This is a genomic window from Rahnella sp. BIGb0603, assembly GCF_024808755.1.
Taxonomy (GTDB): Bacteria; Pseudomonadota; Gammaproteobacteria; order Enterobacterales; family Enterobacteriaceae; genus Rahnella; species Rahnella contaminans.
Genome location: NZ_JANUEX010000005.1, coordinates 405,946 through 429,569, shown reverse-complemented (window position 1 = coordinate 429,569; position 23,624 = coordinate 405,946). Strand labels below are relative to the sequence as shown.

The following is a 23,624-nucleotide window of genomic DNA, read 5'->3' as shown; positions in this document are numbered from 1 at the left end:
TTCTGATCCTTTCCTCTGCTCCTCAGCGACCAGTCGTCGTGCCCCTGTAAACGGGGAGCTTAATTATTTCCGCGAATTATTTGCCCAAAACGTGAAGGGAGTCATGGGCGATGGTCAAGGAGAGACAATTTCTATAAGTTCGGAATTATCCCTGCCGGAAGTGTTGCCGTATACTTCTCTCAAGCAGAAACAATTAACAATCTCTCTTTATCTGCTGACACTGAATAATGACAGATAAAGAAAGATCCGTTGTCAGACCTGCACTCTATACGGGATACGAGGGTTTTCATTATGGAAAAGAAAGTCATTTATTTGTTTTGTTCCGCCGGAATGTCCACTTCTCTGCTGGTTTCTAAAATGAAGGTTCAGGCCGAGAAATACGAAGTGCCTGTCATTATTGAAGCATTCCCTGAAACCCTGGCGGCCGAAAAAGGCAGCGCAGCGGATGTGATCCTCCTCGGCCCGCAAATTGGTTATATGCTGGAAGAAATTAAGAAGGTATTACCGGGCAAGCCGGTTGAAGTGATTGATTCTGCCCTCTACGGCAAAATTGATGGATTGGGTGTATTGAAAGCAGCGGTTGCTGCGATCAAAAAAGCAGCAGTGCAGTAAGTTTTAACTTTTGCGTCAATTTTAAATTAGCAGTGATTAGCATTTTTAAGTCAAAGAGAACTCCAGTCAAAGAGCGAATTTCATACCTTGCCGCCGGAAGGCGGCTTTAAAGGAAAATGCCAATGAGCAAAGCCATTGATTCACTTGAAAAGATACTTCTCCCGTTTGCGGTAAAAATAGGTAAGCAGCCCCACATTAATGCCATCAAAAATGGCTTCATCAAATTAATGCCGCTGACACTGGCTGGCGCCATGTTCGTTTTAATTAATAACGTATTCCTGAACTTTGGTGCCGGTTCCTTCTTTTATTCCTTAGGCGTTCGTTTAGACCCGTCAACCATTGAAACACTGGCGGGATTAAAAACTATCGGCATTAACGTTTATAACGGTACGCTCGGAATAATGTCGCTGATGGCGCCGTTCTTTATCGGCATGGCGTTAGCCGAAGAGCGGAAGGTCGATTCACTTTCGGCGGGATTATTAGCCGTTGCCGCATTTATGACCGTTACACCTTATAGCGTCGGTGAAGCGTATGCCGTTGGCGCAAACTGGCTGGGCGGCGCGAATATTATTTCGGGGATGGTAATCGGGCTTGTTGTCGCCGAAATGTTCACGTTTGTTATTCGCCGCAACTGGGTCATTACCTTGCCCGCCAGCGTCCCGACTTCCGTTTCGCGTTCTTTCTCCGCGTTAATTCCGGGCTTTATTATTCTGTTTATTTTCGGGGTAATTTCCTGGTTGCTCGGATTATATGGCCACAACTTCCACCAGATTATTATGGATTCCATTTCCAAACCTCTGGCGTCAATGGGAAGCGTGGTGGGCTGGGCGTATGTAATTTTCAACTCACTGCTGTGGTTCTTTGGTGTGCATGGTTCTCTGGCGCTGACCGCGCTGGATAACGGCATCATGACTCCGTGGGCGCTGGAAAACATCGCGCTGTATACCGAGTACGGTTCTGTGAGTGCGGCGATTGAAGCGGGCAAGACCTTCCACTTCTGGGCCAAACCGATGCTCGACTCCTATATTCTGTTAGGCGGTTCCGGGGCAACGCTGGGTCTGATTATCGCCATCTTCATTGCATCACGCCGTGCGGATCACCGTCAGGTGGCGAAGCTGGCACTGCCGTCAGGTATCTTCCAGATTAATGAGCCGATTCTGTTTGGTCTGCCGATTATCATGAACCCGGTCATGTTCATCCCGTTCGTGCTGGTGCAGCCGATTCTGGCCGCTATCACGCTGGCGGCCTACAGCATGGGCATCATTCCGCCGGTCACCAACCTTGCACCGTGGACCATGCCGACCGGTTTGGGTGCTTTCTTTAACAGTAACGGCAGCATTGCGGCGCTGCTGGTCGCCTTGTTCAACCTCGGTGTCGCCACGTTGGTTTACATGCCTTTCGTGATTCTTTCCAACAAGGCACAGGCGATTATTGAAGAAGAAGAAAGCGAAGAAGATATTGCAGCCGCACTGAAATTCTAATCTGACCTGAAAGCGGGGCGAAAGCAGCCCCGCCATTCAGCGGACTTTCAAGGAGAGATAAATATGTTTGATTTAGACAGCATTGTTGAGACTGAAACTGAATTGCAGGATCTGGAAGAAGTGGTGATGGGGTTAATTATTAACTCCGGACAGGCGCGCAGCCTGGCGTACGCGGCGCTGAAAAAAGCCAAAGAGGGCGATTTTGAGCAAGCGCGCGCGGTGATGGCGCAGTCAAAAATGGCGCTGAACGAGGCGCATCTGGTGCAGACCAAACTGATTGAAGGTGATCAGGGTGAAGGGAAAACCAAAGTTAGCCTGGTGCTGGTCCATGCGCAGGATCATCTGATGACGTCGATGCTGGCCCGCGAACTGATTGCAGAACTCATTGAGCTTCATGAGAAAATAAAATAACGTAGGGATCCAGGATGCAGCCACAGGTATTGAGCATGGAAATCAAGACAGCGCGCGAAAATCAACTCTTCGACGGTCAAAATTTCCACATGTTCATCTACAACAAAGTAGAGAGTATTTCCGGGCTGCATGAACATGATTACTACGAATTTACCGTTGTGCTGACGGGGCGGTATTACCAGAACGTCAACGGGAAAAGGGTATTGCTGGAGCGCGGAGATTTTGTTTTTATTCCTCTGGGTTCGAATCATCAAAGTTTTTATGAATTTGGCGCGACAAGAATACTGAATGTCGGCATCAGTAAAGCTTTTTTTGAGCAGCATTATCTGACCCTGTTACCGGCACAGTTTATTGCGTCGCAGGTTTATAAAATAAACCACGAATTTCTAAATTATATTGAGTCCGTCACGGCGTCCCTTAACTTTCGTAACGGCGAGTTTAATGAATTTCTTGAGATGGTAACGTTTTATATCGTTAACCGTCTGCGCCACCATCGTGAATCGGAAGTGACCGCGGATATTCCGGGCTGGCTGACGATGGCGGTTGAGAAAATGCATGATAAATCGCGTTTCGGAGACAAGGCATTATCCAATATGGTGCAGTTATCCGGTAAGTCTCAGGAATATCTGACCCGTGCCACGCAGCGCCATTACGGCAAAACGCCGATGCAGATTATCAATGAGATTCGTATTGATTTTGCGAAGAAGCAGCTGGAAATTACGAACTACTCCGTCACCGATATTGCATTTGAGTCCGGTTACAGCAGCCCGAGTATGTTTATTAAGAATTTCAAAAAGCTGACTTCATTTACGCCGAATTATTACAGAAAGAAATTATTCAGCATTAACTAAATATCCATTTTTATTTGGATTTTTAAATTAATCGGTTTTGTAATTTACAGTGCATTATTATTGCACGGGAGTCCCTATGCGTAAAAAACTGAAAGTGGTCACCATTGGTGGCGGAAGCAGTTATACCCCTGAATTACTTGAAGGCTTTATTAAGCGTTACGACGAGTTACCGATTACCGAATTGTGGCTGGTCGATGTTGAAGGCGGAAAAGCCAAACAGGATATTATTTACGATCTGTGCGTGCGTATGGTTGAACGCGCGGGTGTGTCAATTGAAATACATAAAACGCTGGATCGCCGTGAAGCGCTGGCCGGGGCTGATTTCGTCACTACGCAGCTGCGCGTCGGGCAATTAAAGGCGCGTGAGCTGGATGAACGTATCCCGCTGAGCCACGGTTATCTGGGGCAGGAAACCAACGGGGCAGGTGGCTTATTCAAAGGCTTACGCACAATTCCGGTGATTTTTGACATCATCAAAGATGTCGAAGAAATCTGCCCTGATGCCTGGGTGATTAACTTCACTAACCCGGCGGGCATGGTGACAGAAGCGGTATTCCGTCACACCCAATTCAAAAAATTCATCGGCGTCTGCAACATTCCTGTTGGCATGAAAATGTTCATTCAGGATGTGCTGAAACTGTCAGCTGAAGACGATTTGTCGATCGACCTCTTTGGCCTGAACCACATGGTGTTCATCAAAGACGTGCTGGTTAACGGCGAATCCCGTTTTGCAGAGCTGCTCGACGGCGTAGCGTCCGGCACACTGACCGCCGGTTCGGTGAAAAACATCTTTGATTTACCATTTAGCGAAGGGTTGATCCGCTCGCTGAACCTTCTGCCATGCTCGTATCTGCTGTATTACTTCAAGCAGAAAGAGATGCTGGCGATTGAAATGGGCGAATTTTACAAGGGCGGCGCGCGGGCAACCGTGGTACAGAAAGTCGAGAAACAACTCTTCGATCTGTACAAAAATCCGGAGCTGAACGTCAAACCGAAAGAGCTGGAACTGCGCGGCGGCGCGTATTATTCCGACGCGGCCTGCGAAGTGATCAGCGCGATTTACAACGACAAGCAGACCGAGCAGTACGTCAACTTCCCGCACAACGGCCATATTGATAATATTCCGGCGGACTGGGCAGTGGAAATGACCTGCACGATTGGCCGCGACGGCGCGAAACCGCATCCGCGGGTCACGCATTTTGACGATAAAGTGCTCGGCCTGATCTACACGATTAAAGGCTTCGAAATCGCGGCCAGCGAGGCGGCACTGAGCGGAAAATTCAATGATGTCCTGCTGGCGCTGAACCTCAGCCCGCTGATTCATTCCGATAAAGATGCTGAAATACTGGCGCGGGAAATGTTGCTCGCCCATGAAGCGCTGCTGCCCAACTTTGCCGATACCATTGCCGCGCTGAAATAATCCGCCGCCCTCCCGTAAAAAGGAGGGCGCGTTAAAAAGGGACGCTTATGGATAAATTACTGATTGTGAACGCCGACGATTTCGGGCTGTGCAAAGCGCAGAATTACGGGATTATCGACGCGTTCAGCAATGGCGTCGTGACGTCCACCACGGCGATGATGAATATGCCAACCATCGGGCACGCTGCGACGCTGAGTGCGGCAAATCCGGGGCTGGCCGTCGGGATGCATTTTGTCCTGACGCTGGGAAAACCGCTTTCGCCGATGCCCGGTCTGGTGCGCGAGAACGGTGAACTGGGAAAATGGATCTGGGAAATGGCGGAGCAGGGCACGCTGCCTCTTGATGAAATTAAGCAGGAGCTGAAAGCCCAGTTTGCACGGTTTGTAGAACTTTTTGGCCGTCTTCCCACGCATATCGACAGCCATCACCATGTGCATATGCTTGCACCGATTTTCCCGATTGTGGAAGCTTTTGCGAAAGAACAAGGCGTGGCGATACGCATCGACCGCGATGAAATCAGGAAGGGCGAAATTGTTCTGCGCGGCGCGAAAAGCACGCAGGGTTTCGACAGCACTTTCTACGGCGAAGCGATTTCAGAAGCGCTGTTTCTGAATACGCTGGATCAGGCCACCGCGCGCGGCGACGAGTCCGTGGAAATCATGTGCCATCCTTCGTTTATCGATAACACGATCCTGGCGAGCAAATATTGCTATCCGCGGCTGGCTGAGCTGGATGTTCTGACGTCCGCATCGCTGAAACAGGCGATTGCAGAGCGCAGGTTCAGGCTGGGGACGTTTAAGGATTTATAGGTTTTTGTAGCAAACCCTTCAATGTTAACGAGTTAAGGCCTCCCTGATGTTTGCCGGAAACGCAAGGATTGGGGGGCAGTCCAAATTTCATTCTACGCACATTCGTTATGCTATCTGGGTAAACACGATATCGGCGGGGGCCTGCTTTACACGGAATATTCAGTAGGAGGGACGCCCAAAACACTTTTGAATGAATAGCTGAACGCTGCTGTGCTTGAGTACCCCATTTCGAGCGCTATTGTCGTGACGCTTTTACTTTGTTTAAGCATGATCACAGACTCAAATATCCGCATTTTCTGTTTCCAGAGACTAAATGATAAACCGGTTTCCTTTTTAAACTTTCTTGAAAAGTTCCGCGTAGACATGCCCACTCTGGCTGACCAGAATTCAATAAAATGCTCAGAACCGGGTGATTCCAATATAGTACGGCACATTTCGTTTAGCGCCGGACTTTGCGGCCAGGGAAGGACAAAATCCACTTGCGGTAAATTAAAGATAATATCCAGCAAGACACTGACCAGCTTGCCGTCTTTCCCATGTTCATCGTATAACTCCGGAATGGTTTCGGATGCATAATGGATGAGTTCTTTTGCAACGTCACTGATGGTCACGGCTTTACACATGGTGATGGTCTCGTCTATGACATCTGTTTCGATATCCAGACTTTCAAGGAATACATCATCCATGGCCCACACGGTATGCTCCATATAAGCGGGGATCCAGATACCATAATGTGAAGGGACAATCCAGCAATTATCGGCAGTCTCAAGACGCATATTTCCCTTTCGGGCGCAGTGAAATTGTGCAAATTCATGAGTATGTGGTAAGACGCCCGTATTTGATTTAATTAAATAAGAGCGAAAATGAACAGGACGGCGCACCTTGGGCATTGGATAGTCCTGCGATGAAACCCAATTTCTTTTCGCTGAGGCTTTCATTGCCGATTCCCCGAGAACATCTTGCTTAGACTTCTTATCGATAAAGATTGTCCTGTCATGATAATACATTTACAACATTTATAGATAATAATAATTCCCATGAATTGTTGTGGGTAATGAAATTTCTGTCCGCAATGAATTGTGCAACACATTGATTAAATAGGTGATTTTTGAAGTACTTCTACTCCGTTACTCAGCATGCAAGGTATGGCCCATGGCCACTCATGGGAAAGAACCTTTTACAGAAAGCTGATATTCAGATAGAAGGAATCCGTCCCTGGGGTATCAGATACGCCATCACGGCTTCTTCAAGCGCATTATGCTACAGGGTCTGGGTGAAAGTTATATAGGCGGGTGGTGGGAATGCGATCGTCTGGATATATTTATCTATTAATTTCCCGCATTTTTTAATGATTTTTTCTTTATCTGCATGCGGTAACGTCATTTTATTAAATCAGAGAAATTATGAAACATACTTTATTACTTTCTTCTGTCATCGTTGCAATACTGTCTGTGTCCGGTTGTTCAAGCTATAAGTCACTCGAATTGAGTCAACAACAAGTCCACACTTTTTCTGCTTCGTCTGATTATACCTATTATAAAATTGATCCACCTTTGTACGGAGGTGATGTTGTGCAATATTCATTGCGTAACGGAAGTAGCGGTACACTCACTGTGAAAAGAACAACACCACAAACATTAGTCAGTGATGATGGACTCGTGATTAATTTGTCGGATCTCGTTTCACTTAAGCGTAAAGAAATATCCAAAGGAAAAACAGCTGCTGCTGTCGGTACAGGTGTAGTTACCACCGTGGTGGTTGTGACGGCTGTAGTGGGTTTAGCGTTTGGGGCTGGAATGGTGGCGATGTTATCAGCAAGCTAACGTATTAATAGAAATTTATTGGTGTAATTTGAGGCGCAATGAGATGAAAGTGGAGTTGAATAAGAGTACGCCGGAAAGGATTTTACATGCTGTTCTTTTCGAAGTACTTGGGAATGTTGTGATAGCCATTTTCCTCGCCTACAGTCTGAAAGTTTCTTTGATACAGTCCGGAACGTTATCATTCATCTCTGCTTTAACTGCAACGGTCTGGAATTACGTATTCAATAAGATTTTTGATGAGATTCAGAAGCAGTTTTTATTTGAGAGAAGCTTCCCGATCAGAGTTTTGCATGCCGTCATCTTTGAAACCGTACTTGTTCTTTCACTCACTCCTGTCGCGATGTTTTTACTTGAGTTAACGATGACGGAGGCATTTTGGGTTGAAATAGGGTTAATATTTATTTTCTTACCTTATACGTTAATTTTTAACTGGGTCTATGACTATATACGTTGGAGATTTTTGGCGAATGAATAGATTAATGATTCTAATTGAATTGAAGAGGTTGCAAATATGAATGGTGTGGATTTATTAAAATTCAAGGCCAGTACTCTGGAAAGTAAAGGGCTCTTACGAAGAGCAATATCAATCTGGCAGGATATTTCGATTAATCCAAAGTTAAGTAAGCACGACAGAGATCAGGCGATGCGTAGCTTGAATCGTCTTACGTGCGCTATTCAACAAAAAGCCGACATTCGGACGGAGAAACTAAAGTCCCATCCAGACAGATATAAAAATGTCGAGTCAGATAAAGAAAAAATTATGCATCTTTATCGGCAGGGATTAACAACAAAGGAAATACAGCAGATAACACAGCGATCCAGGGATTTTATTTATAATTGCAAGAAGAAATCATGAATTTTAGGGGTTTTATTCAAAAGGCACGCTAATGAAAAAAAATATGATCGTACCTAAGGACTATAACGAATGGCAGAGAATCTGCCGCGAGCTCCTTGATGACGCAGGGATCGAGATTGACGGGGGTGAGAAGCATGATATTCATGTCAAAAACCCAAAATTCTATAAACGTGTTTTAAAAAGGGGATCGCTGGCATTGGGTGAAAGTTACATGGACGGGTGGTGGGATTGTGCGCGACTTGATGTGTTTTTTACTAAAATCATTAATGCAGATTTACAGTCCCGCGTACCGGATAATTTGAAAGATATTATCAGAGTGGCCGGGGCCCGCTTCATAAATTTTCAATCAAAAAAAGGAGCCCTGAAAGTTGGTAAAGAACACTACGATCTTGGTAATGACCTTTTTTGTCTGATGCTCGATCCCTGGATGCAATACTCTTGTGGTTACTGGAAAAACGCAGATAATTTATATCAGGCACAGCAAAATAAACTTAAATTGATTTGTGAGAAGTTGAAGTTAGAAAAAGGGATGAGTCTGCTGGATATTGGTTGTGGCTGGGGAGGGCTGGCGGCATACGCTGCTGAACATTATGGTGCGAAAGTCACAGGGATTACGATATCAGCTGAACAGCAAAAAATGGCGGAAGTGCGCTGCGCCAGTTTTGATGTCGAAATTCTGCTCCAGGATTACAGGGAGCTTGACAGGAAATTTGACCGCATCGTTTCTGTCGGAATGTTTGAACATGTAGGACCTAAAAATTATGCGACTTACTTCGACGTGGTGGATAAAAACCTAAAACCAGAAGGTATTTTCTTATTGCACACGATTGGTGCTAACAAAACAGAGGTCAACGTCGATCCCTGGATTAATAAGTATATTTTCCCTAACGGATGCCTGCCTTCTCTTGCACATATCGCCTCAGCCAGTGAAAGATATTTTGTTATCGAAGATGTACATAATTTCGGTCCAGATTATGACAAAACGCTGATGGCATGGAATGAACGATTTCTGGCCTCCTGGAAGCATATCGAAGGAAATTATTCAGAAAGGTTTAAAAGGATGTTTACCTATTATTTAAATTCATGTGCAGGCGCTTTCAGATCTCGCGATATTCAGCTCTGGCAGGTCGTCTTTACAAGAGGGTTAGAAGGCGGTTTGATCGTCCCCCGTTAATAATAATGCAAAAATTCTGGGTTGAAACCGACAGCTCGCCACAGGCCAACTGCAGCGTAACGGCGACCGATCAACCCAGTCTGCAATATTGCCTATCCGCTGAATATTGGCCATTGCAAGAGGCGCCTTGAGTCTGACCTAAATCCGTCCTTCCGCTTTAATCCATTGCATAAAATCATCGATAAATACCCGCGTTTTAAGCGGCAGGAGTTTGTTGGGCAGGGTGATCGCGTAAGTGTTGCGTGGCAGGGGGTTTTCCACGCGCCAGTCAGGTAAAACGCGGCGCAATTTACCGCTGGCGATATACCGGTTGGCGATAAAAGTGGGGATCAGCGCAATGCCGACGCCTTGCAGAATGGCGTCGATCATGGCGTCGCTGTTATTGATCATCAGCCGCGGAACCAGCGTCACACTTTCCATGATTTCATTCTGCCAGAAGCGCCATGCGCCGCGAAATTGCCGTTCATCAGGGAAAAAAATGTTGTGTTTGATGAGTCCGGCGGGGAAATCCGGCAGCACTTCGTCGTAATCAGCGGCGCAAACCAATACGTAATCGATCGGCATCAGGGCGCGGGCCACCATATTTTCCGGCGGGCTTTCGGTGACACGCAGTGCCAGGTCGTAAGCGTCCTGCGCCAGATTACTGACCCGGTCAGACAACGTCAGCTCGACATTAATCTCCGGGTAACGGCGCAAAAACGCGGGCAGAAACGGGGTGAGCAGAATTTTACCCAGCGTATTCGGCGCGGTGATACGCAAAACCCCCTGAGGGGTATCACTGAAACTGTCTGCCTGAGAGAAGAGCGCCTGCGTGGCGGATAATACGGCCTGCGCCTGCCGGTAGATCTCGAGCCCGACCTCGGTCGTCGTGACCGATCGCGTGGAGCGGGTAAATAACACCACATTGAGGCGTTTTTCCAGCCTGTCAATCATCCGGCTTACTGACGAGGGCGCCAGCGAAGTCTCCCTTCCTGCCGATGAAAAGCTTCCTTTTTCAACCACCTGAATAAAAACGGACAAACTGGGAAGCAGTTCTGCTAACTCACTTGTGTTCTTCACGCATAGCTCTTTTGTTTCTGGGATATCTAGCCAAATTAGCATCAAGCCGTATGATGTTCAACAGAGGTATCATCTGGTGCAAATCGGCCATAATAGTCAATTTATTTAATGGGTTAGCTATGTCAAACCAAACGGTAATTGAAATGATCCGCCAGCGTGATGTGCTAAATGTTGGCGTTAGTCTGGGTTTTAGAGGGTTGTCGTTTCGTAACGCAGTCAAGAATTGCTGGGAAGGTTTCGACATTGATTTAGCCCGGGCAGTGGCGGTCGCTGTGTTTGGCGATGCAGGAAAAATCCATTACATGCCCTTGCAGTCTGGTGACCGCTTCAGGGCGCTGCGTGATGGGGTGATTGATCTGGGTTCGTTTAACTCCAGTATTACCTTCCAGCGTGAGGCGGAATCAGAGGTCACTTTCGTTCACCCGATGCTGTTTGACGGTGAAGTACTGATGACGCCGGCCAGTAATTTGCTCGAGCCGGTCGAACAGGCAAGTTATACCCGCAAGCGCCGGATAGCGGCCATGCGCGGTTCAACAACCGAAGAAAATCTGAAGCGCTATTTTGGAAATCTAAACCTGTCCTGCGAAATCAGTCTGTTTGATTCGCCGTCTCAGGCACGCCAGGCTTATCAGCATGGTGAATGCAATATCTATTGTCTCGACTCCTATCTGCTGGCCGGTGAACGCGCTCAGCTGACGGACAAAGAGGCGCACATTATCTTGCAAGATCGTATCTCACTGGAAACCATGTCACCGGCGGTTGCATCGAATGACCCGCAGTGGCTGAAAGCGGTAACCTGGATCATGCGTGCGCTGATTGAAGCGGAAAACCTGCAAGTCAGCAGCAAAAATATTCATGAAATGAGTCAGGAGGCGACGGGTTATCTGAAGACCTTCCTGTACCCGTCAGAACAGAATTGTAAGAATCTGGGCCTGCGCCCTGAATTTATTCGTGAGATTATTCATCAGGTAGGCAACTACGGCGAGATATTCCAGCGCAATCTGGGGAAATACTCAGAGCTGAATCAGGCGCGTCGGGATAATAATTTATGGTCGCAGGGTGGGATGTTGTATTCGCCTTTATTTATATAGTCTCTGATTTATATTTACCTTAATTCTATTACGTTATTTTTGCGCGGTTATCCTTTAAATATTCTTTGGCAGGAACATCATGAGTGAACTATTGGCTGAAAAACAGCAAGAAATGATTTTGTCTGGCTTGGTGAAAAATAATTTCGGTTATTTAGAGACGCAGCCCGATAATGTCGATGCCAGCGTTATCAGAAATATTATTCTGCATGGCCATCATCAGGGCAATGTTTTATATGTTATTCGTAATTTCGCGAATAAACAGATTTGCCAGGATGTGGCTGAAAACTTCAATAAGATGGTGAATCGTAACGGCGGTGGAAACCGTGCGGATGACGGTTTTGTACTGACCAACCAGATTGGCGCTACGCAGTTCTCACGTAATGGCGAACAATATATGGCGGAAGTGAACCGGGTGAATGCCAGCGTCGCCGAACTGATGTCGGTGACCGACACATATGCCACAGAATCCCTGTTCCTCAACCGCACGCTGGAAGATTTATTCCTCGAGGAAAGCATTCACTTTGGTCCGGCGCGTTATAAAAATACTTACGCCTGTTTTGCCACATTCCGGCGCTGGCTGGATAACGGTGCTATGTCGCTGATGCCGCATGAAGACCGCGCCCAGCTTAAGTTTGCGCTTCAGGATAATTTCGAAATTGCCAATGCAATGACAGTGACTGCTTTCAACGTGTGTCTGGAAGCGGCGCAGGGCGGCGGCGAGCTGAAAATGTGGAACCTCGACCCGGACGAACTTTGCCGTGCACGCTTTGGTGTGACGGACACCGGTTATCCATATCCACCCCATCTGCTCCAGGGCGTGGAGTCGTTATCCGTGCAACTGAACGCCGGTGATATTTACTTTATGAACGCCTGTCATTTGCACGGTGTAAGCAGTGTGAGTCAGGGAAGTCGCCTTACCGCCGGGCGCTTTATTGGCAGACTTAATAATAGCAAAGTGGTGTATTGGACATAGCCGGAATGCATTAACAGCGGCAATTTATTCTCTCTGTATTCTGAATTAATAATGAGTCTGATATGAAACATGTTAATCATCTTGCCGCCGGAGGATACGCTTTTATTCCCGGCAGTTATTATCAGGCATTGCCTGATACCCATTACGAAAATAAAGATATTTTTCTTTCTGATCTGGAACAGCTGAAACTGGCGTACGAAAGTCTGACGCTGGATCCTTATTCTCCGGGCAACCGCTGGCGCGGATATGCGCAATGCCGTCGCGATGCAGAAGGGAAACTGTTTTTCGGTCATTTCACAGCCTATAAGCAAACTAAAAAATACAATCCGGATACCGGCGGTATTATTCGTCAATATCCTTTGTTGGCGGAAAATATCACCGCAAACCGTCTGATGCAGGCAATTTTGCAAGACGATATCGCTTTTGTTGAAGCCTATGAACGTATCGGGGCGCTCGAAGAACTGACCGTCGGCATTCATCTGTTCCGCTACGAAGCACAGTGCGACGCACCCGCCTACAGCTCGCCCGTGTGGCTGCATAAAGATGATGAAGACGTGGTGTTCGTACATCTGATCCACGCCTCCGCCAACATGCTCGGTGGCGACAATCTGATTGCGCCGAACCCTAAAAACATTGAGCGGGTGCTGCGCCTTGAGAACTTGTTCGACACGCTGGTGGTGAATCACGACAAATACCATGCCGTGACGCCGGTCGGTTGCCGCGAACCCGGAGAGACTGCGGTGCGCGACATTATCCTGGTCACGTTCCAGCGTACTGAGGGAGAGGCGGCATGAGCCTGAAACATAAAGCTTTTATTACTGGCGCATCCAGTGGGATCGGCAAATCGATGGTGACGGCTTATCTGGCTGCCGGTTACGTGGTCGAAGGCATTGACAGTGCCCCGTCCGTTTTCACCGATGAACCTGACTACTCTCACCATCAGCTGGATATTACCGACTCCGTACGCCTCGATGCCTTGTTTGAAACGGCAGAGTACGCCAGCGGAAATAACGTCTTAATTAACTGTGCCGGCACCCGCGAAATCTGCCGTATAGATGAGTTATCGCTGTCGCTGTGGGAACGCGTTTTTGCCGTCAACGTGACCGCCAGCTTCGTTGCCGGGCGCGCCTTTTGCCAGCAACTGGTTCGCCAAAACTTGCCGGGCAATGCCGTCAATATCGCCTCGGTATCGGGGCTGATGGGCGAGCCGGATCGCACCGCGTATGTCTCATCAAAACACGCGGTGATCGGCCTGACGAAACAACTGGCGCTGGAATACGGCAGACATCAGATCCGGGTGAATGCCATTGCGCCCGGGGTTATCCGCACGCCGCTGACGGAGCCTTATTACGACAATCCGGCGCAGATGGAGAAGATCCAGCGCGGTCAGTACCTGCCGGTGCTGGGCGAAACGCAGGATGTGGCACAAGCGGCGATGTATCTCACCTCGCCAGAAGCGCGATTTGTGACCGGTTCAACACTGGTTATCGATGGCGGCTGGACGATTGGTAAAGAGCTTTAATCCGATGGCCGGCATAACGGCCACTTATGACTTGCAGGAGTTTTAACATGAACAACACCTATATTCTGATCCTCGGCGGTGAGTTTGCTTTACGTGAGCGTGTTTTAGCCGGTGCCTTGCGGGCTTCTGGCGGCATGCGGGTTCTGACCATGGCGAAAAACCGCACCACGCCGACAATCAAATTCTTCGACGGTTTTTTGCCGGGCGACGTCGCGGACGCTGAGGCTGTGCTGCGCGCGGTCCAGACTCATGAACGCCAGACCGGTGAAACCCCTGCGGCGGTGATCCCGATGAACGACTTCACGGTGCGCGCCGCCAGCCTGCTGACCGGGCATTACCAGCTGCACGGGAACGACAGCCAGACGATCACCAACTGCCGCGACAAGTTTGTCATGAAGCAAATCCTGCAAGCCGCTGGCCTGCCGGTGCCTCGCTTCGCAGCGTTTCGCACCTTAAACGAACTCAAAAAACTGATCGCAGAGATTGGTCTGCCGGTGGTGATTAAGCCGCGTGAAATGGCGGGCAGCCTGGGCGTATTAAAAATCAGCCGCGAAGACGAAATCGAAGAAGTATTCGGCAAATGTGTAACCGATGTGATTTCACTGAACGGTGAATCTTTTGCGCCGGAAGATCTCTTCCAGGTCGAGGAATATGTTCCGGCCTGGCAGGAAGTCAGCGTCGAGGTGATCAATCAGGGCGACTATCATCGCGCGATGGCCGTGACCGACAAATACCTGGGCGAAGAGCCGAATTTCGTCGAAGTGGGCCACAGCATGCCGTCGCTGCACAGTGACAATCAGAAACTGCGTGACATCGCCGAACGTGCCTGCCATGCGCTGGGGATCCGCTACGGTGTGGCGCACTTTGAAGCGCGTATTACTCCGGCGGGTGAAATCAAAATCATTGAAGTGGGCGCGCGCACCGGTGGCGATACCATCATGGATCTGGTGGAAAGAACTTACGGCATCAATCCTTATGAACTGCACGTGCTCAGCCATCTGAACAAACTTAAACCCCTGCCTGACACCCTGAAGCCTCGCGGTCTCAGCGCCGTGGCTTTCATTAAAGCCGACGAAGGTGTGATAGAAAAAGTCACTTTGCCCGCCAGCCTGCCAGACCACGTCGTGAATATGCAGATCACGGCTAAGCCGCTGGATACGTCGAAAAAGCTGGTGTCGTGGAAAACCCGTGAAGGTTCGGTGGAGTATTTCTGGCCACAGCGTGCCGCGGAACCGGGTTTTGATGAGCATTTAACGATTGCCGATCAGTACGCGCGTTCGCTGTTTACGCTCCGTCAGGCCTGATATTAACCGGGCCGCCGTGCCTGCGCCGGTGGCCCCTGAACTCTTTTAAGGATAGTGATGATATGAACAGTGATCGTTTTGGATTAAAACGTTTTGTCTTTTCCCGCTTTGCCGGGTCACTGTGCGATCAGTTCCTGCTGTTTGCCGTTCCGCTGGCGATTCTGAAAGCCACCGGATCTCTGACCTTTTCTTCGCTGGCTTTCGTCATTGAATGGCTGCCGCGCATTCTGTTTTTCCCGCTGTCTGGTTTTCTGGCAGACCGCATCAAACCGCGCTTTATCTTCTTCAACGTAGAAGCAGGGCGTTCGGTATTGATGGTAGTGGCCTTCCTGACCCTGACTTTTCATCCCAGCGCCACGTTTCCGGTGCTGGCCGTCATGATGGCACTGCTGTCAGTCGCCTATGTGCTCAACTTTGTCGCCACTGAAGCGCTGTTGCCGCGCCATATTCCGGCCAGTACTTTGCCGAAAGCGCATTCCATGCTGCAAGGCGTAGATCAGATTACGCAAGTGCTCGGCCCGGCGCTGGCGGTGGCCATTTCGGTGTACGGCGGCGTCGGGGCAATTTTAGCCTGTGCCGCCGTGCTGTTTGCCATCTCGGCCATCAACTATCTGTTCCTCGAAACACACGATCTGGTGGTTGCTGAGAAGATGAGTTTCCGCTCGATTGTGGAGTCGAACCTGACGGCGATTCAGGTGCTTAAGCAGAATAAAATATTGCTGCATCTGTGTGCGCTGACCTGGGTGGTGAATCTGGTCTACGGGGCGGCGCTGGTGGTGAGTGCGGCGGTGATCCTCAAAGAATTCCACCTGCCGGAAAGCTATTTTGGCGTATTACAAACTTCTGCCGCGCTGGTTACCATTGTGACGTTTATCTTTGTGCCGCGTATTGCCAAACGGTTTGGTCTCTCGACGCTGGGAACGCTGTCATTTTGCGGGATGATTTTGTCTGGCGCGCTGATGTCGCTGTCACTCGATTTCGCGATGTATCTGGTGGGTTATGCGGTGCTGATGGCCTTCGACGGCGCATTCAGCGTTTACCTGCGTACCTTACGCAGCCAGATTATTCCACAAGAGCATCTGGGCAAAACCATGGGGCTGATTGGTCTGATGAATATGTGTTCGGTGCCGGTCAGTGGTCTGGCGGTAACGGCGCTGGCGGGCAGTTTTATGCCACTGCAAATCATCGCCATTATCCTGGCTTTCGCGCTGGCATTAGGGCTGGTGCTGATCGTCGTCGGTCGCCGCGCCTTTGGCTACCGCAGCTGGTTACCGCCAGTGATTGCGCAGCCGCAGGTTTAAAACGTAATGACCCCTTACCCGGCCGGGTAAGGGGTGTATTTGCTAAAACAACACCATCAGAAAGAGAAACACGAACATCCCAATGCGCCCCAGAAGGCGTTGTCGTCAGAAACCGGCACATCCGAACCGCGGGCGATATCGTGACTGTGTTTATGCACGCCACAGGGTCCGGCGCACTGATGAGCCTGACGTACCAGCCCGACGCGCGCGGCACCTTCCGGCGGCGCTGACCGGTAATGGCCCGGCACTTTCGTGACCGGTGACCAGTCTGGTAAAACCGGAATTGCAGGTGGGGCAAGCGGCGAGAAACTGCCTGCCGCGTAAACCACTTTGCCGTCAACCACGGTCATCACCGATTCGATGCCCTTAATGCGTTCTTCCTGCACGCTGAAGAAATCTTCAGAAAGCACCGCCAGATCCGCCAATTGTCCGGCTTTAATCTGTCCTTTTTTACCCTGCTCGCTGGAAAACCATGAGCTGCCCTGCGTCCACAGCATCAGCGCGGTTTCGCGGTCTATTCTGGCGTCATCATCGTACATCGCCATTCCGCCGACGGTGCGGCCGGAAACCAGCCAGTACAGCGCCGTCCACGGATTGTAGCTTGCGACGCGGGTGGCGTCGGTGCCCAGCCCGACAGGCAGTCCGGCGGACAACATTTTCGCCACCGGCGGCGTGTGTTTGGTGGCTTCAATGCCATAACGGTCTGCGAAATATTCCCCCTGAAACGCCATTCGATGTTGTACTGCAATGCCGCCGCCGAGTGCTTTGACGCGCTCGATATTCCGTTCGGTGATGGTTTCTGCGTGGTCGAAGAACCAGTGCAGGCCGTTAAACGGAATGTCCTGGTTCACTTTTTCAAACACATCCAGCATACGGCTGATGGATTCGTCATACGTAGCATGCAGGCGGAACGGCCAGCGGTGCTCCACCAGATGACGCACTACGCGCTCCAGCTCAACTTCGGTACCCGGCGGTAAATCCGGGCGCGGTTGCAGGAAATCTTCAAAATCCGCCGCTGAGAACACTAACATTTCGCCTGCGCCGTTGTGCCGGTAGAAATCTGTGCCCTGACCGGGTTTGAGCATATCAGTCCACAGTTTGAAATCATCCAGCTCATGCTGCGGACGCTGGGTAAACAGGTTGTAGGCGATGCGCACGGTCAGCTGATTTTTCTGATGAAGTTCATCAATGATCTGATAATCCTCAGGATAGTTCTGGAAGCCGCCGCCCGCATCGATGGCGCTGGTCAGCCCGAGGCGGTTCAGTTCGCGCATAAACTGGCGCGTGGAGTTCACCTGTTGTTCCAGCGGTAGTTTCGGACCTTTTGCCAGCGTCGAGTACAAAATCATCGCGTTCGGTTTGGCAATCAGCATGCCTGTCGGATTGCCGTTGCTGTCACGCTGAATTTCACCGCCTGGCGGGTTTGGCGTGTCTTTGGTGTAACCGACCACTTTCAGTGCGGCGCGGTTGAGCAGGGCACGATCATAGAGATGCAGGATGAAAACCGGCGTATCCGGCGCAGCCTGATTGATTTCATCAAGCGTAGGCATGCGGCGTTCGGCGAACTGAAATTCAGTCCAGCCGCCCACGACGCGAACCCACTGCGGGCCTGGGGTGCGCATGGCCTGATCTTTGAGCATCCGCAGCGCATCGGCCAGAGAAGGTACGCCTTCCCAGCGTAATTCGAGATTGTAATTCAGACCGCCGCGGATCAGGTGAAGGTGCGAGTCGTTAAGGCCGGGAACCGCCGTGTGACCTTGCAAATCAACCACCTGCGTACCCGCATCGGCGAACTGCATCACTTCATTTTCTGTGCCGACGGCAAGGAATTTGCCGTCTTTTATTGCCACAGCGTTCGCCAGTGGTTTTTCGCGGTCGACCGTGTGGAATTTACCGTTGGTTAAGATCAGGGAAGCAAAACGAGTCATTAGAAAAGCTCCTGTCATTGCGCGGTTGTGCGCGTCAGCCATGAATGGAAAACTCGGGTAATAATCGGCATCCAGAGGAATACCACCAGCGCAACGACGGACGCGTCATTGAGTAAATGGCCGCCCTCCGTGCCTTTGAGCTGCGGCAAAAAGAGACCCCAAAACCAGGGAACGATGTGCGTTGACGGGTAAATTACCAGCAGGGTTAGCAGATATTGCTTCCAGCGTGCCGGAGGACGAACCGTGGCGCTGGGCGGGGTGAACCAGAATTCGGCACCGGGACGCACTTCCGTGCTGTCGCTTTGTAAAAGCAGCGGGCTGACTTCATCCACCAGTTGCTTGCGCAGGTCTGATTTGTGCCAGGCGTTGAGATTTTCCAGCGTGTCGAAGCGAACCAGAATGGTGTAGGCATCGCCGCTGCGGCTCGGGCGGATAACGTTGACACCCAGATGGCCCGGAAAAGTACTCGCCTGCGGCATGATTTTATTCAGCCAGGTTTCGTACTCTGCTTCACGGGCAGGCGCAACTTTGTGCGTAATGACAAGCGTGACGTGTTGCTTGTGGGTTTGAGACTGGGACATTAACCACCTCACCTGTTGAAAATAAAATCATTTATCGGGTCAATGAAATGATATTAGTTGGCGAGTTGAATCAATGATAGGTGAGAATTTTGGCCTTCTTGTTAAGTTTTTTTGTTATTCATTTTCGCCAACCACGCGCAGGCTGCGCTGCTTCATGACGCGGTGCAAATTCGATTCCAACCAGTTCGCCAGCCCGGAAACCTGATCCTTCACCTCGATACCCAGCGGGGTCAGACTATACTCAACGTGCGGCGGCACGACCGGAAATGAACGGCGGTCAATAAAGCCATCTTCTTCCAGCGACTGTAATGTCTGCGCCAGCATTTTCTCACTGACGCCCCCGACTTTGCGGCGCAGTTCGCTGAAACGCAGCGTGTCGTCACTCAGGGCGAGCAAAATCAGTAAACCCCAGCGGCTGGTGATGTGCCGGAGGATTTCGCGGGAAGGGCAGTTTGGGTCGAGCACTTCGCCCCGGCGGATCTGTTCCGTGAGGGGAAGACGCTCAGTCGTTTTGTCGGAAGGAATTATTTTCATACTAACCTTTTGGTGCGTACTTACGAAAAGTTAGTATATCGCATAGGATGTTTTCAGAGCCAGCGTCTTTCGGGCCTCATGTTGAATAAAACACTTTTTGGAGAAACAAAATGATTGCAATCACCGGTGCTACCGGCCAGTTAGGCCGCCTCGTTATTGCCGCACTTTTGAAAAAAGTGCCTGCTAATCAGATTATTGCTGCCGTGCGCAGCCCGGAAAAAGCCAAAGACCTGGCTGATTTAGGTGTGGAAGTGCGTCAGGCCGATTACAGCCAGCCTGCAACACTGGATTCCGCATTTAAAGGCGTGGAAAAACTGCTGCTGATTTCTTCCAGCGAAGTCGGCCAGCGTGAAGCGCAGCACAACGCGGTGATTGCTGCCGCAAAACGCGCAGGCGTTAAGTTACTGGCATACACCAGCCTGCTGCATGCAGATAAAAGCCCGCTGGGCCTGGGCGTGGAACACCGCGCGACGGAAAAAGCACTGCGCGAATCCGGCGTGCCTCACGTACTGCTGCGCAACGGCTGGTACACCGAAAACTACGCGGCAAGCGTAGCGCCTGCACTGGCACACAATGCGTTTATCGGCGCAGTCGGCGAAGGGCGTATCGCTTCTGCCGCACGTCAGGATTATGCCGAAGCCGCCGCCGCAGTGCTGACCCTCGATAATCAGGCGGGTAAGGTTTACGAATTAGCCGGTGATGAGGCGTATACGCTGGCTGAATTCTCCGCAGAAATTGCGAAGCAGTCCGGTAAAAAAGTGGATTACGTTAACCTGCCGGAAGCGGAATTTGCGAAAGCGCTGATCGGCGCAGGTTTGCCGGACTGGCTGGCAAATATGCTGGCAGATTCTGATGCTGGCGCAGCGATTGGCGGCCTGTTTGATGATTCCCATACATTGAGCAAACTGATCGGTCGCCCGACGACACCGGCAAAAGACGTGATTGCCGCGACGTTGAAAGCCCTTTGATTTGTTAAATGTTGTTCATTATGTATTACTCAGCGGCCTGCAATTTTGCGGGCCGTTTTTCTTTCTACCTGATCCCCGTTCCCGCCGTCTGTTAAGCTAACTCCCATCTGGTATTATCAGAAAGTCCGCACTAACCCTCAGGTGATCCTATGACAGAAAATGAATTCAGGCTGCTGCTCGTCGATAATGGTTTTGACGAGCCGGTACTGGTCGAGCGGGAACCGCTAATCCGTCTTGAAAAACACGCTCACCCGTTCGAAGCCATGGCTTTTATCCTCAGCGGTGAAATCACTATTACCACCCAAAACGGGTTCAGAACTTATTGCGCCGGAGAGATTTTTCATCTTCAACCCAATGAAATGCACGAGGAAGAGTTCGGCGATCAGGGCGTCCGCTACCTTTCGGGGCGTAAAAGCTTGCAGTAAATCGCAGATAAAAGAATGCCCGTCAGGGGAAACGGGCATTGGAATGAGTTACAAGGGGAAAACCTTAAGTCCTCTGTAGCAGGCTACAGATGAGCTCTATAATAATCATTTAATGTGAAGGTTGTGTGTAGGATGAATCTGTTTTCTGCTCATTGTGGCAACAAATTTTCAACGATCCCTCGCTATACATCGGGTTAATTTCGCGGCAGAATACGCGCCCTTTTTGGCCAGAAAAACAGCGAACGGAGAATTCTTCAGTGAAAATCAATGTCATTGGTACCAGCGGAAGCGGGAAATCAACACTGGCGCGCGGTATTTCTCAGAAGCTGAACATTCCGTATGTCGAACTGGACGCATTGTTCTGGCGGCCAGACTGGCAGGGCACGCCGGATGAGGAATTTTTCGCCCGGCTCGGCGAAAGACTTTCCGCCAGCGAAGGGTGGGTGCTGGACGGCAATTATAAACGCACGCAGCCCGTGAAATGGCGGGAAATAGATCTGATTATTTGGGTGGATTACTCGTTCGGGCGGACGTTGTTTCAGGCGGTGAAACGTGCCGCCACACGCGCATGGCATCAGCAGGAACTCTGGGCAGGAACGGGAAATCGTGAGACGTTCCGCAAAAGTTTTTTCAGCCGGGATTCCATTATTTTGTGGACGCTGAAAACCTTCGCCAAAAACCGCCGCCAGTATCAGGCATTGCTTGAGGATCCTGACTGGCAGCATGTTCGTTTTGTGCGTTTACGTTCACCCCAGCAGGCTCAGGTTTTTCTCCGTAATCTGACCCAGCTGTAACACCATCCACGGGCTGAACGCCCAGGGTGTTGCACGCACGCTGTTCAGCAAATCTTCCGGTTTTACCCATTGAAAATCCATGACTTCCGTGTCGCGTGGCTCGGGAACCATACGGCAAAATGCGGAAAAAATCGGGCAGAACTCGTTCTCAACAATCCCGGATGCATCGGTCGCGATGTACTGGAATTCTCCGATCAGCGAGGTGATTTTTTCAACCGATAAACCCAGTTCATACTGGCATCGACGGTAAACGGCTGCCTGCAACGATTCGCCGGGAAGCGGGTGCCCGCAGGCGGAGTTCGTCCAGACACCGGGCCACGCGATTTTGTTCAGGGAGCGGCGCGTGATCAGCAACTCGCCGCGATCGTTGTGGATGTAGCAGGAAAAAGCCAGATGCAATGGCGTCTGAGCGTTGTGCACCAGCGCTTTATCCATGGTACCGGCCGGTTGATTTTTAACATCAAGCAACACGACTTCTTCAATCATAAAACTCTCCGTTACTCCTCCATCATCGCTTTCAGCAGGCGAACCAACTGCTGTTGATCATCAGGAGAAAGTCTTGCCAAAAACTCAGTGTCTACCTGCTGGCCGCGCGGCTGGGTTTTGGCCAGAACCGCTTTACCTTCCCCGGTCAGAGTAATAAAACGCCGGCGTTTGTCCGCCGGATCCGCCTCACGGATTAACAAACCGCGCGACTCAAGTCGTGAAAGCATTTCCGCCAGCGTGGCCTTGCTGCTGATGGCAACGTCGGTCAGCTGCACCTGTTCAATGCCCGGGTTTTCAGCAATTGAGCGCAATACCGCGTACTGAGGTTTGGTCAGATCCGGAATGCATTGCTGCCATCTCGCGGTGTGTTGCTGGAATACCTTACGCATCAGGTGAAAGGCTTCCTGTCTCAATTGTGTGCTCATCATCGTTCCCGGCTTTCTTATGGTTTCGCCCTATCTTAGCAATCTATGGATCTCGAATGCGACAGACCATTGCGGGGATTTGAAAATGAGTATAAGGTAAAAATAGTTCGTATACGAACAATATGTTCAAAAAAGGTTAACGTGAGTGAGGGTGGTATGAGACTGATTGTGGGGATGACCGGCGCGACGGGCGCACCTTTGGGCGTCGCGCTGCTGAAAGCGCTGCGGGAAATCGACGGAGTGGAAACGCACCTGGTGATGTCGAAATGGGCGAAAACGACCCTTGAGCTGGAAACGCCTTATACCGCTCGTGAAGTCGCTGAAATGGCTGATTTTACACATAATTCTGCCGATCAGGCGGCCACGATTTCCTCCGGTTCATTCAAAACCGACGGCATGATTATTATCCCGTGCAGCATGAAAACGCTGGCCGGGATCCGCGCCGGTTATGCCGAAGGGTTGGTCGGCCGTGCGGCAGATGTCGTGCTGAAAGAAAACCGCAAGCTGGTGCTGGTTCCGCGTGAAACGCCCCTCAGCACCATTCACCTCGAAAACCTGCTCGCGCTGTCGCAAATGGGCGTGGCGATCGTGCCGCCGATGCCTGCTTATTACAACCATCCCGAGACAATTCAGGATGTTACCGACCATATCGTGACCCGCGTACTTGACCAGTTTGGCCTTGAATATCACCGCGCAAAACGCTGGGCCGGGTTATCGCCAAAAAGTGACGACGTCACGTTATAGCGCTCAATTTTTAAGTTTTAAAACATGTAGTAATCCTTCACCGAAACAGGAG

Annotated in this window: 27 protein-coding genes; 20 read left to right on the top strand and 7 right to left on the bottom strand. The window is 50.3% G+C overall.

Translation table 11 applies throughout. The features are described from left to right. Nucleotides 1-291 precede the first annotated feature (291 nt). From M2403_RS16055 to chbG, 6 genes are all read left to right on the top strand, one after another. Nucleotides 292-612: a PTS sugar transporter subunit IIB gene (locus M2403_RS16055; protein ID WP_152326754.1), complete on the top strand. Its 321-nt coding sequence runs from the start codon at nt 292-294 to the stop codon at nt 610-612. Nucleotides 613-734: 122 nt separating this feature from the next. After that, nucleotides 735-2,093 carry a PTS N,N'-diacetylchitobiose transporter subunit IIC gene (gene chbC / locus M2403_RS16050; RefSeq protein ID WP_152326755.1) on the top strand — a complete coding sequence of 453 codons (1,359 nt, stop codon included), beginning with the start codon at nt 735-737 and terminating at the stop codon, nt 2,091-2,093. Nucleotides 2,094-2,156: 63 nt separating this feature from the next. Next, on the top strand, nt 2,157-2,504 hold the full coding sequence (gene chbA, locus M2403_RS16045; RefSeq protein WP_152326756.1) for a PTS N,N'-diacetylchitobiose transporter subunit IIA: 348 nt from the start codon (nt 2,157-2,159) through the stop codon (nt 2,502-2,504). A 14-nt stretch (nt 2,505-2,518) separates the two neighbouring features. After that, nucleotides 2,519-3,355 (top strand): transcriptional regulator ChbR, encoded by an 837-nt coding sequence (chbR, locus tag M2403_RS16040; RefSeq protein WP_259230027.1) that lies wholly within the window; start codon nt 2,519-2,521, stop codon nt 3,353-3,355. A gap of 76 nt (nt 3,356-3,431) precedes the next feature. Then, the gene (locus tag M2403_RS16035) at nt 3,432-4,775 is read left to right on the top strand and encodes a 6-phospho-beta-glucosidase (RefSeq protein ID WP_152326758.1); all 1,344 of its coding nucleotides are present in this window, start codon (nt 3,432-3,434) and stop codon (nt 4,773-4,775) included. A 47-nt stretch (nt 4,776-4,822) separates the two neighbouring features. Next, nucleotides 4,823-5,584, top strand: coding sequence for a chitin disaccharide deacetylase (chbG, locus tag M2403_RS16030; RefSeq protein WP_259230026.1), 762 nt, complete (start codon nt 4,823-4,825; stop codon nt 5,582-5,584). A gap of 146 nt (nt 5,585-5,730) precedes the next feature. Here chbG and M2403_RS16025 read toward each other — a convergent pair whose 3' ends face one another. Continuing rightward, nucleotides 5,731-6,522: an AraC family transcriptional regulator gene (locus M2403_RS16025; RefSeq protein ID WP_259230025.1), complete on the bottom strand. Its 792-nt coding sequence runs from the start codon at nt 6,520-6,522 to the stop codon at nt 5,731-5,733. A gap of 465 nt (nt 6,523-6,987) precedes the next feature. Between M2403_RS16025 and M2403_RS16020 the strand changes: the two genes are divergently transcribed. The 4 genes from M2403_RS16020 to cfa are packed head-to-tail and all read left to right on the top strand — an operon-like array spanning nt 6,988 to nt 9,437. After that, on the top strand, nt 6,988-7,407 hold the full coding sequence (locus M2403_RS16020; RefSeq protein ID WP_259230023.1) for a hypothetical protein: 420 nt from the start codon (nt 6,988-6,990) through the stop codon (nt 7,405-7,407). Nucleotides 7,408-7,450: 43 nt separating this feature from the next. After that, nucleotides 7,451-7,882, top strand: a complete 432-nt coding sequence (locus tag M2403_RS16015) for a PACE efflux transporter (RefSeq protein WP_259230021.1) — start codon at nt 7,451-7,453, stop codon at nt 7,880-7,882. A gap of 36 nt (nt 7,883-7,918) precedes the next feature. Then, nucleotides 7,919-8,263 carry a hypothetical protein gene (locus tag M2403_RS16010; protein WP_259230019.1) on the top strand — a complete coding sequence of 115 codons (345 nt, stop codon included), beginning with the start codon at nt 7,919-7,921 and terminating at the stop codon, nt 8,261-8,263. Nucleotides 8,264-8,294: 31 nt separating this feature from the next. Further along, nucleotides 8,295-9,437 carry a cyclopropane fatty acyl phospholipid synthase gene (gene cfa, locus M2403_RS16005; RefSeq protein ID WP_259230016.1) on the top strand — a complete coding sequence of 381 codons (1,143 nt, stop codon included), beginning with the start codon at nt 8,295-8,297 and terminating at the stop codon, nt 9,435-9,437. A 138-nt stretch (nt 9,438-9,575) separates the two neighbouring features. Here the strand turns inward: cfa and M2403_RS16000 are convergent, their stop codons facing one another. Next, nucleotides 9,576-10,496: a LysR family transcriptional regulator gene (locus M2403_RS16000; protein ID WP_165059830.1), complete on the bottom strand. Its 921-nt coding sequence runs from the start codon at nt 10,494-10,496 to the stop codon at nt 9,576-9,578. 119 nt (nt 10,497-10,615) lie between these two features. Between M2403_RS16000 and M2403_RS15995 the strand changes: the two genes are divergently transcribed. From M2403_RS15995 to M2403_RS15970, 6 genes are all read left to right on the top strand, one after another. Beyond that, nucleotides 10,616-11,587, top strand: coding sequence for an amino acid ABC transporter substrate-binding protein (locus M2403_RS15995; protein WP_152326766.1), 972 nt, complete (start codon nt 10,616-10,618; stop codon nt 11,585-11,587). 79 nt (nt 11,588-11,666) lie between these two features. Then, on the top strand, nt 11,667-12,560 hold the full coding sequence (gene hilA / locus M2403_RS15990) for an L-isoleucine 3(1)-dioxygenase (RefSeq protein ID WP_259230015.1): 894 nt from the start codon (nt 11,667-11,669) through the stop codon (nt 12,558-12,560). A 62-nt stretch (nt 12,561-12,622) separates the two neighbouring features. Next, nucleotides 12,623-13,354, top strand: a complete 732-nt coding sequence (gene hilB / locus M2403_RS15985; protein WP_259230014.1) for a 3(1)-hydroxy-L-isoleucine 4-dioxygenase HilB — start codon at nt 12,623-12,625, stop codon at nt 13,352-13,354. Beyond that, nucleotides 13,351-14,082 carry an SDR family NAD(P)-dependent oxidoreductase gene (locus M2403_RS15980; protein ID WP_217153677.1) on the top strand — a complete coding sequence of 244 codons (732 nt, stop codon included), beginning with the start codon at nt 13,351-13,353 and terminating at the stop codon, nt 14,080-14,082. The genes hilB and M2403_RS15980 overlap by 4 nt, the downstream gene beginning before the upstream one ends. Nucleotides 14,083-14,129: 47 nt before the next feature. Continuing rightward, nucleotides 14,130-15,386, top strand: coding sequence for an acetyl-CoA carboxylase biotin carboxylase subunit family protein (locus tag M2403_RS15975; RefSeq protein WP_152326770.1), 1,257 nt, complete (start codon nt 14,130-14,132; stop codon nt 15,384-15,386). 62 nt (nt 15,387-15,448) lie between these two features. After that, complete coding sequence (locus tag M2403_RS15970) at nt 15,449-16,687, top strand: MFS transporter (RefSeq protein ID WP_152326771.1); 1,239 nt, start codon at nt 15,449-15,451, stop codon at nt 16,685-16,687. A gap of 56 nt (nt 16,688-16,743) precedes the next feature. On the opposite strand, the gene M2403_RS15965 is transcribed toward M2403_RS15970, so the two are convergent. The 3 genes from M2403_RS15965 to M2403_RS15955 form a co-directional block, all read right to left on the bottom strand. Continuing rightward, complete coding sequence (locus tag M2403_RS15965) at nt 16,744-18,615, bottom strand: amidohydrolase (protein WP_259230012.1); 1,872 nt, start codon at nt 18,613-18,615, stop codon at nt 16,744-16,746. Between the two features lie 14 nt (nt 18,616-18,629). Next, nucleotides 18,630-19,196 (bottom strand): antibiotic biosynthesis monooxygenase, encoded by a 567-nt coding sequence (locus tag M2403_RS15960; protein WP_152326773.1) that lies wholly within the window; start codon nt 19,194-19,196, stop codon nt 18,630-18,632. A gap of 114 nt (nt 19,197-19,310) precedes the next feature. Next, a complete protein-coding gene (locus M2403_RS15955) occupies nt 19,311-19,730 on the bottom strand; it encodes a helix-turn-helix domain-containing protein (protein ID WP_152326774.1) in 420 nt (139 codons plus the stop codon). A 110-nt stretch (nt 19,731-19,840) separates the two neighbouring features. On the opposite strand from M2403_RS15955, the gene M2403_RS15950 reads away from it, so the two are divergent. The 3 genes from M2403_RS15950 to M2403_RS15940 all read left to right on the top strand — a co-directional run bounded on the left by M2403_RS15950 (nt 19,841) and on the right by M2403_RS15940 (nt 21,917). Continuing rightward, nucleotides 19,841-20,698 carry an SDR family oxidoreductase gene (locus M2403_RS15950; RefSeq protein ID WP_208950521.1) on the top strand — a complete coding sequence of 286 codons (858 nt, stop codon included), beginning with the start codon at nt 19,841-19,843 and terminating at the stop codon, nt 20,696-20,698. A gap of 149 nt (nt 20,699-20,847) precedes the next feature. Beyond that, nucleotides 20,848-21,123 (top strand): cupin domain-containing protein, encoded by a 276-nt coding sequence (locus tag M2403_RS15945; protein ID WP_152326776.1) that lies wholly within the window; start codon nt 20,848-20,850, stop codon nt 21,121-21,123. Nucleotides 21,124-21,380: 257 nt separating this feature from the next. Next, a complete protein-coding gene (locus M2403_RS15940; protein ID WP_152326777.1) occupies nt 21,381-21,917 on the top strand; it encodes an adenylate kinase in 537 nt (178 codons plus the stop codon). Here M2403_RS15940 and idi read toward each other — a convergent pair. Together idi and M2403_RS15930 are read right to left on the bottom strand one after the other, a co-directional pair. Continuing rightward, nucleotides 21,870-22,403: an isopentenyl-diphosphate Delta-isomerase gene (idi, locus tag M2403_RS15935; RefSeq protein ID WP_165059818.1), complete on the bottom strand. Its 534-nt coding sequence runs from the start codon at nt 22,401-22,403 to the stop codon at nt 21,870-21,872. The two genes, M2403_RS15940 and idi, sit on opposite strands and share 48 nt — an antisense overlap. An 11-nt stretch (nt 22,404-22,414) precedes the next feature. Further along, the gene (locus tag M2403_RS15930) at nt 22,415-22,828 is read right to left on the bottom strand and encodes a MarR family winged helix-turn-helix transcriptional regulator (protein WP_217153673.1); all 414 of its coding nucleotides are present in this window, start codon (nt 22,826-22,828) and stop codon (nt 22,415-22,417) included. A 156-nt stretch (nt 22,829-22,984) separates the two neighbouring features. Between M2403_RS15930 and M2403_RS15925 the strand changes: the two genes are divergently transcribed. Continuing rightward, complete coding sequence (locus M2403_RS15925; RefSeq protein WP_152326780.1) at nt 22,985-23,572, top strand: non-oxidative hydroxyarylic acid decarboxylases subunit B; 588 nt, start codon at nt 22,985-22,987, stop codon at nt 23,570-23,572. Nucleotides 23,573-23,624: the final 52 nt, after the last annotated feature.